Origin of the sequence: Aquipseudomonas guryensis, from assembly GCF_014164785.1 — a bacterium.
GTDB lineage: Bacteria > Pseudomonadota > Gammaproteobacteria > Pseudomonadales > Pseudomonadaceae > Aquipseudomonas > Aquipseudomonas guryensis.
This window is the reverse complement of sequence record NZ_JACJFN010000005.1, coordinates 91,718-105,937: the sequence shown is the minus strand read 5'-3', so window position 1 is coordinate 105,937 and position 14,220 is coordinate 91,718. Positions and strand designations below refer to the sequence as shown.

14 protein-coding genes are annotated in these 14,220 nt (G+C 66.3%); 6 read left to right on the top strand and 8 right to left on the bottom strand.

Features of this window, described 5'->3' with window-relative positions; all coding sequences use genetic code 11:
- Nucleotides 1–65 precede the first annotated feature (65 nt).
- On the bottom strand, nt 66–2,927 hold the full coding sequence (rapA, locus tag H3H45_RS18085; RefSeq protein WP_182835097.1) for an RNA polymerase-associated protein RapA: 2,862 nt from the start codon (nt 2,925–2,927) through the stop codon (nt 66–68).
- A gap of 176 nt (nt 2,928–3,103) precedes the next feature.
- Between rapA and H3H45_RS18080 the strand changes: the two genes are divergently transcribed.
- The 4 genes from H3H45_RS18080 to ccoM all read left to right on the top strand — a co-directional run bounded on the left by H3H45_RS18080 (nt 3,104) and on the right by ccoM (nt 4,597).
- Entirely contained in the window at nt 3,104–3,400 is a 297-nt protein-coding gene (locus H3H45_RS18080; protein WP_182835096.1) for an aspartate-semialdehyde dehydrogenase, read from the top strand.
- A gap of 33 nt (nt 3,401–3,433) precedes the next feature.
- On the top strand, nt 3,434–4,036 hold the full coding sequence (locus H3H45_RS18075; RefSeq protein WP_182835095.1) for an alpha-ketoglutarate-dependent dioxygenase AlkB family protein: 603 nt from the start codon (nt 3,434–3,436) through the stop codon (nt 4,034–4,036).
- The gene (locus tag H3H45_RS18070; protein ID WP_182835094.1) at nt 4,033–4,194 is read left to right on the top strand and encodes a hypothetical protein; all 162 of its coding nucleotides are present in this window, start codon (nt 4,033–4,035) and stop codon (nt 4,192–4,194) included. The genes H3H45_RS18075 and H3H45_RS18070 overlap by 4 nt, the downstream gene beginning before the upstream one ends.
- 286 nt (nt 4,195–4,480) lie before the next feature.
- Nucleotides 4,481–4,597: a cytochrome c oxidase subunit CcoM gene (gene ccoM / locus H3H45_RS20360; protein WP_312026969.1), complete on the top strand. Its 117-nt coding sequence runs from the start codon at nt 4,481–4,483 to the stop codon at nt 4,595–4,597.
- Between the two features lie 155 nt (nt 4,598–4,752).
- Here the strand turns inward: ccoM and H3H45_RS18065 are convergent, their stop codons facing one another.
- From H3H45_RS18065 to H3H45_RS18045, 5 genes are all read right to left on the bottom strand, one after another.
- Nucleotides 4,753–5,775, bottom strand: coding sequence for an AbrB family transcriptional regulator (locus H3H45_RS18065; RefSeq protein WP_182835093.1), 1,023 nt, complete (start codon nt 5,773–5,775; stop codon nt 4,753–4,755).
- Entirely contained in the window at nt 5,768–7,276 is a 1,509-nt protein-coding gene (locus tag H3H45_RS18060; protein ID WP_160490299.1) for a tripartite tricarboxylate transporter permease, read from the bottom strand. The genes H3H45_RS18065 and H3H45_RS18060 overlap by 8 nt, the downstream gene beginning before the upstream one ends.
- A 1-nt stretch (nt 7,277) precedes the next feature.
- Nucleotides 7,278–7,724 (bottom strand): tripartite tricarboxylate transporter TctB family protein, encoded by a 447-nt coding sequence (locus H3H45_RS18055; RefSeq protein WP_182835092.1) that lies wholly within the window; start codon nt 7,722–7,724, stop codon nt 7,278–7,280.
- 129 nt (nt 7,725–7,853) lie between these two features.
- Nucleotides 7,854–8,828, bottom strand: coding sequence for a Bug family tripartite tricarboxylate transporter substrate binding protein (locus tag H3H45_RS18050; protein WP_182835091.1), 975 nt, complete (start codon nt 8,826–8,828; stop codon nt 7,854–7,856).
- Between the two features lie 29 nt (nt 8,829–8,857).
- On the bottom strand, nt 8,858–10,123 hold the full coding sequence (locus H3H45_RS18045; protein WP_182835090.1) for an OprD family porin: 1,266 nt from the start codon (nt 10,121–10,123) through the stop codon (nt 8,858–8,860).
- Nucleotides 10,124–10,329: 206 nt separating this feature from the next.
- On the opposite strand from H3H45_RS18045, the gene H3H45_RS18040 reads away from it, so the two are divergent.
- Complete coding sequence (locus H3H45_RS18040) at nt 10,330–11,001, top strand: response regulator (protein ID WP_160490303.1); 672 nt, start codon at nt 10,330–10,332, stop codon at nt 10,999–11,001.
- Nucleotides 10,994–12,388, top strand: a complete 1,395-nt coding sequence (locus H3H45_RS18035) for a sensor histidine kinase (RefSeq protein ID WP_182835089.1) — start codon at nt 10,994–10,996, stop codon at nt 12,386–12,388. Before H3H45_RS18040 ends, H3H45_RS18035 begins: the two co-directional genes overlap by 8 nt.
- A gap of 3 nt (nt 12,389–12,391) precedes the next feature.
- Here H3H45_RS18035 and H3H45_RS18030 read toward each other — a convergent pair whose 3' ends face one another.
- Complete coding sequence (locus tag H3H45_RS18030; protein WP_182835088.1) at nt 12,392–13,147, bottom strand: substrate-binding periplasmic protein; 756 nt, start codon at nt 13,145–13,147, stop codon at nt 12,392–12,394.
- 140 nt (nt 13,148–13,287) lie between these two features.
- Nucleotides 13,288–14,124 (bottom strand): HDOD domain-containing protein, encoded by an 837-nt coding sequence (locus H3H45_RS18025; RefSeq protein ID WP_173208440.1) that lies wholly within the window; start codon nt 14,122–14,124, stop codon nt 13,288–13,290.
- Between the last annotated feature and the right edge of the window lie 96 nt (nt 14,125–14,220).

The window sequence follows — 14,220 nt, the reverse complement described above, 5'->3', positions numbered from 1 at the left end:
GGATGCAATCCACGGCCTGAACAACGCCACTCCCGGATTTCATCCGGGCTACCAATCGCGGCGAATCAGCCGGCGACCAGTACGCGGATCGCCTCCAGGCGCATGGCGGCTTTTTCGAAGAAGCTCAGGCCGCTGCTGCGCTGCTTGCGCAGGGCTTCGATCTCGCTGTCGCGCACGCTCGGGTTGACCGCCTGCAGGGCCGTCAGGCGGGCGATTTCCTCGTCCAGGCCGGCGCTGAAACGCTGGCGTGCTTCATCCACGCGCTGGGTGTGGCGCGGCAGTATCTTCGCCTCGGCGGCGTTGATCTGCTTGCTCAGCACTTCGCGCTGGGCCTGCACGAACTTGTTGGCACTGGCCCGTGGCACGCTTTCCAGCTGGTCGTTGAGGGTCTCGAAGGCCACGCGCGCGGCCAGGTCGTTGCCGTTGCCGTCGAGCAGGCAGCGCAGCGCCACCGGCGGCAGGTAGCGGCTCAGCTGCAGCGAGCGCGGGGCCACCACTTCGCTGACGTAGAGCAACTCGAGCAGCACGGTGCCGGGTTTCAGTGCCTTGTTCTTGATCAGCGCCACCGCGGTGTTGCCCATCGAACCGGACAGCACCAGGTCCATGCCGCCCTGCACCATGGGGTGTTCCCAGGTGAGGAACTGCATGTCTTCGCGGGCCAGGGCCTGGTTGCGGTCGTAGGTGATTGTGACCGCCTCGTCGTCGCCAAGCGGGAAACTGGCGTCCAGCATCTTCTCGCTGGGGCGCAGCACCAGGGCGTTTTCCGAATGGTCCTCGCTGTCGATGCCGTAGGCGTCGAACAGCTCTTCCATGTAGATCGGCAGGGCGAACTGGTCGTCCTGCTCGAGGATGTCCTCGACCAACTGCTGGCCTTCGCCGGAGCCGCCGGAGTTGAGCTCCAGCAGGCGGTCGCGGCCACTGTGCAGCTCGCCTTCCAGGCGTTTGCGCTCGGCCGTGGCCTCGTCCAGCAGGCCTTGCCAGTCGCCGCCGTCGCTTTCTTCCAGCAACGGCAGCAGGCGCGGGCCGAACTGGTGCTGCAGGGCGTTGCCGGTCGGGCAGGTATTGAGGAAGGCGTTCAGCGCCTGGTGGTACCACTGGAACAGGCGTTCCTGCGGGCTGTTCTCCAGGTACGGCACGTGCAGCTGGATCACGTGCTTCTGGCCGATGCGGTCGAGGCGGCCGATGCGCTGCTCGAGCAGGTCCGGGTGGGCCGGCAGGTCGAACAGCACCAGGTGATGGCTGAACTGGAAGTTGCGGCCTTCGGAACCGATCTCGGAGCAGATCAGCACCTGGGCGCCGAATTCCTCGTCGGCGAAGTAGGCGGCGGCGCGGTCGCGTTCGAGGATGTTCATTCCCTCGTGGAACACCGTGGCCGGGATGCCGGAACGCACGCGCAGGGCGTCTTCCAGATCAAGGGCGGTCTCGGCGTGGGCGCAGATCACCAGCACCTTGAACTTCTTGAGCATCTTCAGGGTGTCGATCAGCCAGTCGACGCGCGGGTCGAACTTCCACCAGCGCTCGTCTTCAGCGCCTTCCTGCTGCGCCTGGTAGCTGACTTCCGGGTACAGGTCAGCATGTTCGCCGAGCGGCAGCTCCATGTATTCGACCGGGTTGGCCAGCGGGTAGGCGTGCAGCTCGCGCTGGGGGAAGCCCTGCACGGCGGCGCGGGTGTTGCGGAACAGCAGACGGCCGGTGCCGTGGCGGTCGAGCAGCTCGCGAATCAGGCGGGCGGCGGCCTCGCTGTCGCCATCGCTGACCGCGCCCAGCAGCGCTTCGCCCTCGGCGCCGAGGAAGCCGTGGATAGTGGCGTGGGCCTTTTCCGACAGACGTCCTTCGTCGAGCAGTTCCTGTACCGCTTCGGCGACCGGGCGGTAGTTGGCGCTTTCGGCGCGGAAGGCGGCCAGATCATGGAAACGGTTGGGGTCGAGCAGGCGCAGGCGGGCGAAGTGGCTTTCCAGGCCCAGTTGTTCCGGGGTGGCGGTGAGCAGCAGCACGCCGGGAATCAGGCCGGCCAGTTGCTCGACCAGGCGGTATTCGTCGCTGGCTTTTTCCGGGTGCCAGACCAGGTGGTGGGCCTCGTCGACCACCAGCAGATCCCAGCCGGCGGCGAACGCGGCGTCCTGGGCTTTCTCGCTGCGCTTCAGCCATTCCAGCGAGACCAGCGCCAGCTGGGTGTCTTCGAAGGGGTTGTCGGCATCGCTTTCGACGAAGCGTTCGGCGTCGAACAGCGCCACCTCCAGGTTGAAGCGTCGGCGCATTTCCACCAGCCACTGGTGCTGCAGGTTCTCCGGCACCAGGATCAGCACGCGGCTGGCACGGCCAGTGAGCAGCTGGCGGTGAATCACCAGGCCGGCTTCGATGGTCTTGCCCAGGCCCACTTCGTCGGCCAGCAGCACGCGCGGGGCGACCCGGTCGGCGACTTCGCGGGCGATATGCAGTTGGTGGGCGATCGGCTGTGCGCGCGCGCCACCCAGGCCCCACAGGTTGGACTGCAGCAGGCGGCTCTGGTGTTCGAGGCTGTGGTAGCGCAGGGAGAACCAGCTCAGCGGGTCGATCTGCCCGGCGAACAGGCGGTCGCTGGCCAGGCGGAACTGGATGAAGTTGGACAGCTGGGTTTCCGGCAGTGTGTAGGGCGCGTGCTGGGCATCGAAACCGTGGTAGACCAGCAGGCCGTCGACGTCTTCGACTTCCTGCACGGTCATCTTCCAGCCTTCGAAGTGGGTGATCTCGTCACCCGGGGCGAAGCGCACGCGGGTCAGCGGGGCGTTGCGCAGGGCGTACTGGCGGGTTTCGCCGGTCGCCGGATAAAGCACGGTAAGCAACCGGCCGTCGGAGGTCAGGATGGTGCCGAGGCCCAGTTCCGCCTCGCTGTCGCTGATCCAGCGTTGCCCCGGTTCATACTGCTGCACAGTGCCACTACTTGCCATGAATTGCCCCAGCTGCGAAAAAAGCCGCGTATGGTAACGGAACGCCGCGCGCAGAGCGACGACACTTGTGGCTTTGCCCGGAATCAATCGGCAAAGCCTGAGTCGAAAGTGTAGCGAGCGTCCGTTCAAGTTGATGGCCGTCCAGCCGACAGCAGTTTCAAGAGTGAGGGAAATCCATGCTGCCGCCGATTCCACATAGCCTTCAGCCGGTGACCGTCCAGCAGGACGTGCCCAAGCCGCGCCCGGAAATTCCGCCGGTCACGCCCGCCAGCGAAAGCCAGAAGGAAAGCGCGGTGGAGCTGGACAAGCGTCACCCGCAGGAAGCCGAGATGCTCCTGCGCGAGGAACAACGTCGTCGCCAGCGTCGTCACTACAGCCCGGAGGCATTGGCCGAGGGCGAGGTCGATAAGGCCGATGAGAAACTGCTCGACGAGTTGCCGCGGCAGGGGCTGTGGGTGGATGTTGAGGTCTGACCTGTTTTCGTAACCTGCCAGATAATCGAAGCCGTGGATCTGTTCGCCGACCTGCCCCTGCAATTGCCCGATGCCCAGCTGGATTACCGTCCGCACTGGCTGGATGCGGCCTGCGCCGACCAGTGGCTGGCACAGCTGCTGGTTGAGACGCCCTGGGAGCAGCCGCACGTCTTCCTGCATGGTCGGCATTATCCGGTGCCACGCCTGGTCGCCTGGTATGGCGATGCCGAGGCCAGCTATCGCTATTCCGGTCTGCTGCACCAGCCGTTGCCCTGGACCCCCCTGCTGGCGCAGATTCGCGCACAGGTCGAGACGGTGGCGGGGCAGCGGCTGAACGGCGTACTGCTCAACTATTACCGCGATGGCCAGGACTCCATGGGCTGGCACAGTGACGATGAGCCCGAGCTGGGGCGCAATCCGCTGGTCGCCTCGCTCAATCTCGGTGCTACCCGGCGCTTCGATCTGCGTCGCAAGGGCCACCAGGCTATAGAGCACTCGCTGCCGCTGGGACATGGTGCGCTGCTGGTCATGGCAGGCGCAACCCAGCATTATTGGCAGCATCAGGTGGCGAAAACCGCCAAGCCGGTGGCGCCACGCTTAAACCTCACTTTTCGCCTGATCCGGACGCAGTCATGAGCAACGACGACAAGCTGATCGACTTCAGCGCCGAGCGCGGCAAGCGCATCCACGACCTGCACGACAAGAAGCTCGACGAGATGCGCCAAGCTTTCGAACAGGCGTTGCCCTTGCCCAAGGCCAAGAAGAAGGCCAAGGGCAAACCGAAGAAGCGCTGAGAAGCTGTTTATGATCTTTTTTGCAGTGCCATAGCTGCTTGTAGAGACAGGCGCGGATAGCTTTGCCCCCCCTCTTCCATTCAGGGAGGAGGGGAGTTACCGAGATACGAAACGGGTTCTGAGTCAGCGCGCGCAGGGCGCCTGCCCGGGCAAAATTGACCCAGATCAACACCCGTAGCACCTCCCTCCACCTGCCCATGCAGATATTGACCCCGGTCAATTTTCGCCAGGCCCGTTGCCGTTACCTTGAAGCCATCCAGCAGGGGCTTTGCACAAGGAGGCAGCCATGTTCATCGATACAGTGGTACTCGCCGGCATCGGTACGGTCGGTCTGATGATCGCCTTCTTCGCAGGCGTCGGTTATTTCATCTGGAAGGACTCGCACAAGCGCAAGCCAAGCTGATCCTTCCTGGCAACGAGCACGCAAGGCAAATTAGGGCGACTTCGGTCGCCCCTTTTTTTGTCTGCGCGAAAACCCTGCAGCGCCCGGTTGCGCGTCCTCCCGTGCAAAAAAAGACCCGCACAAGGCGGGTCAAAGGTGGTTCGAGGAAAACCGGATCAAACCCGATGAAGGCGCTGCCACAGGCGGAACAGCGGCTCGGCGAGAAACAGCACGCACAGCAGGCGCAGCACCTGCAGCCCGGTGATCAGCGGCACCGACAGGGCCAGGGCTTCGGCGGTCAGGCTCAGTTCGGCGATGCCGCCGGGCATCATGCCCAGCATCAGCGCGCGCCGGTCCAGGGCGCCGAGCCAGCCCAGCGCCCCGGCACCCAGGGCGGCGCTGAGCATGGCCAGCAGCGTGGCCAGCAGCACCAGGGTGACGAAGCGCGGCGCGTGGCGGAAGAACTCGCGGCCGAAGTGGCAGCCCAGGGCGCTGCCGATCAGCCACTGGCCGAGCTGGCTGGTGCCGGCCGGCAGGCTCGGGTTGGACTCAAGCAGGATCGCCCCCAGCGCGCTGACCAGAATCGGCCCGAGTAGCCAGGGATTGGGCTGGCGCAGGCGCTGGCCGAGCAGGGCCAGGCCGGCGCCGCCGGCCAGCAGCAGCGCCAGAACCGCGATGTCCACGTTGCCGCCGGCATGTGCCAGGGCCGGTGGCGTGCCCAGCCACCACTGGAACAGCGCCGGCACGCAGAGCACCACCAGCAGCAGACGCAGGCTCTGCCCGGCGGCCACCTGGCTGGCGAGGGCGCCATTGCGCTGGCCGAGGTTGACCATCTCGCTGGCGCCGCCGGGCATGCTGGCGAAGTAGGCGGTGGCGCGGTCGCAGCCGGCCCGCCGCAGCAGGCCGATGCCGATCAGGCAGGTGAGGCTGGTGAACAGCGCGCCGGCCAGCAGCAGGCCGCCGTGGCTGACGACCTGCTGCAGCACCGCCGGGCTGAAGTGCAGACCGATGCCGGTGCCCACCAGCCACTGTCCACCCTTGCGCGCGCCGGGCACCTCGCGCAGGTCCAGGCCGCCCAGACAGCGCAGCAAAATCACCGTCAGCAGCGAGCCGACCATCCACGGCAAAGGCCAGCCGATCAGGCTGGCCAGGGCACCGCCGGCCGCGCCGGCCAGCGGGGTGAGCCACCAGTTAGGCATGCGCGGCGCGCAGCGAGCGGCGCTTGCGCAGCCAGCGCAGGCCTGGCAGGGCCAGCATCAGCGCGGCCAGGCCCCACAGCGCCATGCTGATCGGGCTCTGCCAGAGGATCGCCAGGTCGCCGTTGCTGATCGACAGGGCGCGGCGCAGGTTGGACTCCATCAGTTCGCCAAGGACGAAGCCGAGGATCAGCGACGACAGCGGGAAGTCCATCTTGCGCAGCAGGTAGCCGAACACGCCGAGGCCGATCATCAGCACCAGGTCGAAGGTGGTGCTGTGCACGGCGTAGACGCCGACCAGGCTGATGATGGTGATGGCCGGCACCAGGATCCAGGTCGGCACGCTGAGCATGCGGGCGAACAGGCCGACCAGCGGGATGTTCATCACCAGCAGGATGACGTTGCCGATGAACAGCGAGGCGATCAGGCCCCAGACCACGTCCGGCTGCTGCTCGAACAGCAGCGGGCCGGGGGTGATGTTGTACAGGGTCAGGGCGCCGATCATCACCGCAGTGGTGCCCGAACCCGGCACGCCGAGGGTCAGCATGGGGATCAGCGAGCCGCAGGCCGAGGCATTGTTGGCCGCTTCCGGGGCCGCCACGCCGCGCAGGTCGCCGTCGCCGAAGCGGCCGCTGCTGCCGGCGATGCGCTTCTCGCTCATGTAGGTGATGGCGCTGGCGATGGTCGCCCCGGCGCCCGGCAGCACGCCGATGACGAAGCCGGCCAGGGAGCTGCGCACCGTGCTCCACCAGGTGAAGGTGAACTCCTTGGCGTTGAACAGCATGCGCCCGCTAGCCTTCACCGCCTGCTGGCCGCTGGCGGTGTGTTCGAGCATCAGCAGCACCTCGCTGACGCTGAACAGGCCGATCACCACGATGACGAACTGGATGCCGTCGGACAGGCCGATGCTGTCGAAGGTGAAGCGGTACACCCCGGTGGTGGCGTCCACCCCGACGGTGGCCAGGCCCAGGCCGATCAGCGCGGCGAGCAGGGTCTTGACCGGCTTGTCGCCGACCATGCCGCCCAGGCAGGCGATGGCGAACACCATCAGCATGAAGTACTCGGCCGGGCCGAAGGCCACCGCCCAGTTGGCCAGGATCGGCGCGAACAATACGACGCCGATGGTGGCGATGGTGCTGCCGATGAACGAACTCATGGCCGACAGCGACAGGGCGATGCCGCCCTTGCCCTGGCGCGCCAGCGGATAGCCGTCGAGGGTGGTCATGATGGCGGCGGCGTCGCCCGGCACGTTGAGCAGGATGGCGGAGATGCGCCCACCGTACTCGCAACCCAGGTACACGGCGGCCAGCAGGATCAGCGCGGTTTCCGGCGGCAGGCCGAGGGCGAAGGCCAGCGGCAGCAGGATCGCCACCCCGTTGATCGGCCCCAGGCCCGGCAGCAGGCCGACCACGGTACCGACGAAGGCGCCGAACAGCGCCACCAGCAGGTTGACCGGCCGGGTGGCCACGTCGAAGCCCTGCATCAAGAAATTCAGCGTTTCCATTTCAGCTCTCCACGAAGGCGGCGAACAGGCCGAGCGGCAGCGGCACGTCCAGCAGGTAGTCGAACAGGCCATACAGCAGCGTGCCCATCAGCAGGCCGCTGATGGCGCTGGGCAGCAGGCGGCCGCCGAACAGCAGGCCGAGGCCGAAGCCGGCCAGGGCGGTGCTGAGCACGAAGCCCAGTGGCTCGAACAGCAGGGCGTAGGCCAGCAGGGCGCCGATGCACAGGGCGACCTTGCGCGCCAGCGCCCAGGAGATCGGCAGAGTCGGCTCGCCACTCGGCTTGCACAGCAGCCACAGGGCGGCGGCGGCCATCAGTGTCAGCAACAGCAGGGGGTAGGCGCGCGGGCCGACCGGGTCGTAGGAAAAGGGCGCCTGGAAGCCCCAGGCGACCACGGCGAGAAAGGCGCAGACGAGCAGCCACACCGCGGCGAACAGGCGGACGTACATGGTGGTATTCCTGAGCAAGGATGGTTGTTCCCCTCTCCCGCCGGGAGAGGGGCTAGGGGTGAGGGGCATGCGCTTCCCTCACCCGGCCCTGCGGGCCACCCTCTCCCGGGAGGGGGAGAGGGGGATGCCTTACTGGACCAGGCCGAACTCGCCGGCCAGGGCCTTGTAGTCCTGCACCTGCTTGAACACGTAGGCCTTCAGCTCGTCGCCGGTCATGCTCAGGGGGAACAGGTCGCGCTGCTCGCGCAGCTTGGCGAACTCGGGGCTGGCCAGCAGGGTGTCGAACTGGCCCTTCCACCAAGCGAAGTCCGCATCGCTGACTTCCGGCCCCATGTAGAAGCCACGGATCACCGGCCAGGTGATGTCGTAGCCCTGCTCCCGGGCGGTGGGGATGTTGCTCAGCTTGCCCGGCAGGCGCTGCTCGGAGAGCACGGCGATGACGCGGATCTTGTTCGCCGCCAGTTGCGGGGTGACTTCGCCGAGGCCGCTGGAGGTGACCTGGACATGGCCACCGAGCATGGCGGTGAGGGTCTCGCCGCCGCCCTCGAAGGCCACGTAGCGCAGTTTCTGCGGGTCGATGCCGGCGAGGCGGGCCAGCAGGGCGGTCTGCATCCAGTCCTGGCCGCCGATGGTGGCGCCGGCACCGAAGACGATGCTGCCCGGGTCCTTCTTCAGCCCCTCGACCAGGTCGGTGAGGGTCTGGTAGGGCGAGTCGGCGCGCACGCTGATGGCGCCGTAGTCGGTGCCGATGCCGGCCAGCCAGCGCACGGCGTTCTCGTCGTAGCGGCCGAACTTGCCCTGGGCCAGGTTGAGCAGGGAGCCGGAGGAGAAGGCGGTGATGGTGCCGGCGTCTTTCGGCCGCTGAGCGACCACCGCGTTGTAGGCCACCGCGCCGACGCCGCCGGGCATGTAGGTGACGCGCATCGGCGCTTCGAGCAGCCCGCCGTCGCGCAGGCCGCTCTGGGCCAGCTTGCAGGTCAGGTCGAAACCGCCGCCGGGCTTGGCTGGGGCGATGCATTCGGGGCGCTTGGGTTCGGCCAGTAACTGGCTGGACAGCAGCAGGCCGGAGGCGAGCAGGGCGACACGGGACAGGGCAGTCTTCATCTTGATCTCCTGTGGAGTTTTATTGTGGCTTACCAGATGGGCAGGGAGTAGCCGACGATCACGCGGTTCTCGTCCGCGTCGCGGGCGAAGCTGGAACGGAAGCTGGCATTACGAAGGCGCACGTAGAGGTCCTTGAGCGGGCCGTTCTGCACCACGTACTTGAGCTCGGTGTTGCGCTCCCACTCGCGGCCTTCTTCATCGCTGCCGCTCACCTGAGCGTTGTCGCCCTTGATGTAGCGGGTCATGAAGCTCAGGCCGGGCACGCCGAGGCTGGTGAAGTCGAAGTCGTAACGGGCCTGCCAGGAGCGTTCGTCGGCGTTGGCGAAGTCGTTGATCTGCACGAAGTTGACCAGGAACGGGTCGCTGCCATCGAGGTAGGCGAAACCGGTGTCACCGGACAGGTGCTGGTAGCCCAGGCTCAGCTTGTGGCCGCTGTGGGCGTAGCCGAGCAGGCCGTTCCAAGCGTTGTTGTCGATCTGGCCGGCGTTGGCCGAACCGCTGTCGTCGCTGATCGACAGGCGCAGGTCGGCGCTCAGGGTGCCACCGCCCAGCGCCTGGCTGGCCAGCAGGCCGAGGAAGTGCTGGCGGTAGATGTCCTCGACATCGGCGTAGTAGTAGCGTCCGGTCAGGCCCTTGGTGAAGCTGTAGTCGAAGCCGGCCAGATCCATGTGCTCGGCCGTGACGCCGCCGGTGAAGCGCTTGTTCTTGCTGTTGAGGATCAGGTCCTCGGAGTTGGTCGAGGCGCGGTCGATTACCTTGTCCAGGCGCCCGCCAGTGAAACTCAGGTTATCGATGTCGTTGGAGGTCAGCAGGCCGCCCTCGAACACCTGCGGCAGCAGGCGGCTGTCGCTGGCCTTGACCACCGGCAGCTCGGGGATGTGCGAGCCATAGCGGAACTCGCTCGCGGAGACCTTGAGCTTGGCGGTCAGGCCCAGGCGGCCGTACTGGTCCGGGGTGCCGCCGTCGTCCTGTACCGGCAGCAGGTCGGTGCCGGTGCGGCCGCCACCGGAATCCAGCTTGACCCCGAGCAGGCCGAGGGCGTCGAGGCCGAAGCCAACAGTGCCTTCCGTATAGCCGGACTGAATATCGAGCCAGAAACCCTGACCCCATTCCTCGCGTTTGTTCTGCCCGGCATCTTCGCGGAAGTCGCGGTTCAGGTAGATGTTGGTGGTCGTGAGGCTGGCGCTGCTGTCGGCGACGAAGGCGGCATGGGCGGCAGGCGCCAGGGTGCAGGCGAGAAGGGCGAGGCTGAGGCGGCGGACAGGCGGCAGGGCCTGCCGGGAGGCAGTGCGCATATGTGGTCTCCGAATATTGTTTTTGTCACGCCGGCGCAACCACGCAGCCGGCGTTCTGTGGGTGGTTCTAGCCACCCTGAGCCGGATGCTAGGAGGCCAAGCTTTCGCCAGGCTTTCAGCGTGAAAGAAAGTTTTTGCGGCCTGTACAGCGCCTTCGCGCTGGTTACACTCGGCGCATAACTACAAGTTCCTGGAGTGCCATCACCGTGCGAATCCTGCTGGTCGAGGACCATCTGCCCCTGGCCGAAAGCGTGGCCCAGGCCCTGCGCGGCACCGGCTTGACCGTGGATGTGCTGCACGACGGCATCGCCGCCGAGCATGCCCTGGCCAGCGAGGACTACGCCCTGGCGGTGCTGGATGTCGGCCTGCCACGGCTGGACGGCTTCGAGGTGCTGGCGCGCCTGCGCGGGCGCGGCAAGACCCTGCCGGTACTGATGCTGACCGCCCGTGGCGAGGTCAAGGACCGTGTGCACGGCCTCAACCTGGGCGCCGACGATTACCTGGCCAAGCCCTTCGAGCTGACCGAGCTGGAGGCGCGGGTCAAGGCCCTGCTGCGGCGCAGCGTGCTCGGCGGCGAGGCGCAGCAACGCTGTGGGGCGCTGGTCTATGACCTGGGCACCCGGCGCTTCAGCCTGCACGAACAGCTGCTCAACCTGACCTCGCGCGAGCAGGCGGTGCTGGAGGCGCTGATCGCCCGTCCGGGACGGGTGATGAGCAAGGAACAGCTGGCCGACCAGGTGTTCGGTCTGGACGAGGAGGCCAGCGCCGACGCCATCGAGATCTACGTGCACCGCCTGCGCAAGAAGCTGGAAGGCGACAGCGTACGCATCGTCACCTTCCGTGGCCTGGGTTATCTGCTGGAGGCGGTCGGTGGCTGAAAAACCTGCCGGCAGCCTGCGCGGCCGGCTGCTGCGGCGCCTCGCCGCGCTGCTGGCCATTCCGCTGCTAATCGGCAGCCTGAGCGCCTACTGGAATGGTCGCGAGGCGGCGGACGCGGCCTACGACCGCACCTTGCTGGCCTCGGCACGGGCCATCGCCGACGGCCTGTACACCGAAGAGGGGCTGTTGCGCGCCGACGTGCCCTATGTGGCGCTGGATGTGTTCGCTTACGACAGCGAGGGGCGCATCTTCTACCAGGTCAGCGACCTGCAGGGACGCCTGGTCTCGGGCTACGACGCCCTGCCGGCACCGCCGCCCGGCACCCCGCGCACCGACGATTACCCGGCCCTGGCGCGCTTCTACGACGGTGAGTTCGAGGGCGTAGGTGTACGCGTGGTCAGCCTGTTGCAGCCGGTCAGCGAACCGGAAATGAATGGCATGGCGGAGATTCGCGTGGCCGAGACCGACGGCGCGCGCGAGCGCATGGCCCGTGGCCTGCTGCTGGATACCCTGTGGCGTATGGGCCTGCTGGCGCTGGTCAGCCTGGCCCTGGTGTGGCTGGCGGTGAGCGCCGCCTTGCGCCCGCTGGAGCGTTTGCGCAGCGCCGTCGAGGAGCGCCAGCCGGACGATCTGCGGCCGCTGCCGCTGGTCGAGGCGCAGGATGAATTGCGCCCGCTGGTGGCGGCCCTCAACCACTTCACCGAGCGCCTGCGTGTGCAGTTCGAGCGCCAGGCGCAGTTCATCGCCGATGCTTCCCACGAGCTGCGCACGCCACTGGCGGCGCTCAAGGCGCGCATCGAACTGGGCCTGCGCGAGCGTGAACCGCAGTTGTGGTATAGCACCCTGGAAAAGGCGGCGCAGAGCAGCGATCGCCTGACCCACCTGGCCAACCAGCTGCTTTCCCTGGCGCGCATCGAGCGCGGCGCTCGGGCCATCGCCGAGGGTGGTGCCGAGCGGGTCGATCTCGGCCTGCTGGTGCGTGAACTGGCCATGGCCCTGGCACCGCTGGCCCACCAGCGCGGCATTGCCCTGGCGCTGGAGGCCGAGGAGGATGTGTTCATCCATGGCGAACCGACCCTGCTCAACGAGCTGGTCTATAACCTGGTGGACAACGCTCTGGCGCACACTCCGGCGGGTGGCAATGTGGTTCTGCGGGTGCTGGCGCCGGGCTTATTGGAGGTCGAGGACGACGGTCCGGGAATTCCGCCGCAGGAGCGGGAGAAGGTCTTCGAGCGGTTCTACCGGCGTAACCCGCAGGTCGGTGGTGCTGGGCTGGGCCTGGCGATCGTCGGCGAGATCTGCCGTGCCCATCTGGCGCAGATCAGCCTGGAGGAGGGACGCAGTGGCGGCTTGCGGGTGCAGGTGGCTTTTCCGCCGCAGCCGTAGTGATCAGTAGCTCAGGCTCAGGGGTTGCTGGATTTCCAGCAGGTATTGAGTGACCTTGCCGCTGTCGCGCAGTTGCTGCAAACCCTGGTTGAAGCGTTGCAACATGGCCTCGTTGCCGGCCACCTTGCGTGACAGCAGCAGGTGCAGGCTGTCACTGCGCAGCGGCAGGGGGTGAAAGCTCAGCTGGCGGCGTTCGGCGGTAGTGAACCTGCTGTGCAGCAGATCGAAGGCCACCACCTTATCCATCGGAAAGGCATCCAGGCGTCCAGCCAGCACCATGCGCAGGCCCTGTTCCTCGCTGCTCAGGCGCTTGACCTGCAGGTGGCCGCTGCTTTCCGCTTGCTGGAAGGCCTGGCCGTAGTCGTAGTCGATAGCGCCACCAAGGCGTTTGCCGTGCAGATCGCTAACCTGTTGCCAGTCGAAGACCTGATCCTTGCGGTGGAACAGGTAGTAGCCGCTGTCCACCACCGGGTCGCTGATGAAAAAGGCCTGCTCGCGCTCCGGGCTGCGCAGCCATACTGCTGCACCATCGCTCTTGCCCTTTTCGGCGCTGCGTAGGGCACGTGCCCAGGGGTAGAACTCCCACTGCACCTGCACGCCCTGCAGGGCGAAGGCTTCTTCGACGATGCGCGAGGCGACGCCGTGATGGGGCAGCTTTTCACCCAGATAAGGACTCCATTCGCCGTTGGTCAGGCGGATGGTTTCAGCCTGCAGGTGGCAGCCGAAAGCCAGGGTGAACAGCAGTAACAACAGACGCATCGGGTACTTCCTTCCCCTGAGTTGAGCGAGACAGAGGCCAGTCCGGTGACCTTTGCTGCGGCAAGCCGCTGTCCTGTCGCCAGTGGCGACAGGACATACTCATAGCTTAGAAGGGGTTGGTCGATACGTCTTGCTGCGTGTTACTGCAGCATGCTGGTGGCGGCTTCCATGGCCGCAGAGAGGTCTTCATCGGCCTGCATGTCGACGCTCGGGTCGAGGCCGAGCTTGGCGAAGGCGGGAATCTTGCTCCAGTCCAGCTGGGTATAGGGGTGCTCGCTGCCCAGGTAGCTTTGCAGGGTGGCGACCTGGACGATATCGACGTAGTCGACTTTCGGCGAGTTGCGGGTGAAGTCCAGGTGCTGGCCCGGCACCATGGCGATCGGCTCGGGGAATTCCCAGGCACGCAGGATCCTGTCGCCGATGATCGGGTGAATCTTCTCGATTACGTGGTTGAGGCTGATGGAGTCTGCCAGCAGCTCGTTGTGTTCTTCGGCGTAGGTCAGGATCGGCAGGATGCCGATCTGGTGGACCAGGCCGGCGAGGGTCGCCTGGTCAGGCATCAGGCGAGTGTAGTGTTTGCACAGAACGTGGCAGATGCCGGCGATTTCCGTGCTTTTGTTCCACACTTCGCGCATCTTGCGATCGACCACGTCGGAGGTGGCCTGGAACATCTGCTCCATGGCCAGGCCGGTGGCCAGGTTGCAGGTGTAGTTGATGCCGAGGCGGCTGACGGCCATCTGCAGGTCGGTGATTTCCTTGCTGGTACGCAGCAGCGGGCTGTTCACCACCTTGACGATGCGCGCGGTAAGGGCGGCATCGTTGCCGATCACCTTGCTCAGGGCCGGGATGCTGATATTCGGGTCTTCCGCTGCCTCGCGAACACGCAGGGCCACTTCGGGCAAGGTCGGCAGTACCAGCTCATCGTTTTCGATGGCCTGGATCAGTTCCTGTTGGACTTTTTCGGCAAGCTTGCTCATCTCGGCTCTCGGATCACTCGACCGCATCAGTGTAGTGCGGTGTCGCTTGTTGGTCAGGGTTATGCCGGTTGTAACCTGTTTGTCCCGGCGTCTGCA

What these genes read in the sequence shown, in the direction of transcription:
- rapA (WP_182835097.1), bottom strand. Translation starts at nt 2,927, where the DNA reads ATGGCAAGTAGTGGCACTGTGCAGCAGTATGAACCGGGGCAACGCTGG.
- H3H45_RS18080 (WP_182835096.1), top strand. Translation starts at nt 3,104, where the DNA reads ATGCTGCCGCCGATTCCACATAGCCTTCAGCCGGTGACCGTCCAGCAG.
- H3H45_RS18070 (WP_182835094.1), top strand. Translation starts at nt 4,033, where the DNA reads ATGAGCAACGACGACAAGCTGATCGACTTCAGCGCCGAGCGCGGCAAG.
- ccoM (WP_312026969.1), top strand. Translation starts at nt 4,481, where the DNA reads ATGTTCATCGATACAGTGGTACTCGCCGGCATCGGTACGGTCGGTCTG.
- H3H45_RS18065 (WP_182835093.1), bottom strand. Translation starts at nt 5,775, where the DNA reads ATGCCTAACTGGTGGCTCACCCCGCTGGCCGGCGCGGCCGGCGGTGCC.
- H3H45_RS18060 (WP_160490299.1), bottom strand. Translation starts at nt 7,276, where the DNA reads ATGGAAACGCTGAATTTCTTGATGCAGGGCTTCGACGTGGCCACCCGG.
- H3H45_RS18055 (WP_182835092.1), bottom strand. Translation starts at nt 7,724, where the DNA reads ATGTACGTCCGCCTGTTCGCCGCGGTGTGGCTGCTCGTCTGCGCCTTT.
- H3H45_RS18050 (WP_182835091.1), bottom strand. Translation starts at nt 8,828, where the DNA reads ATGAAGACTGCCCTGTCCCGTGTCGCCCTGCTCGCCTCCGGCCTGCTG.
- H3H45_RS18045 (WP_182835090.1), bottom strand. Translation starts at nt 10,123, where the DNA reads ATGCGCACTGCCTCCCGGCAGGCCCTGCCGCCTGTCCGCCGCCTCAGC.
- H3H45_RS18030 (WP_182835088.1), bottom strand. Translation starts at nt 13,147, where the DNA reads ATGCGTCTGTTGTTACTGCTGTTCACCCTGGCTTTCGGCTGCCACCTG.
- H3H45_RS18025 (WP_173208440.1), bottom strand. Translation starts at nt 14,124, where the DNA reads ATGAGCAAGCTTGCCGAAAAAGTCCAACAGGAACTGATCCAGGCCATC.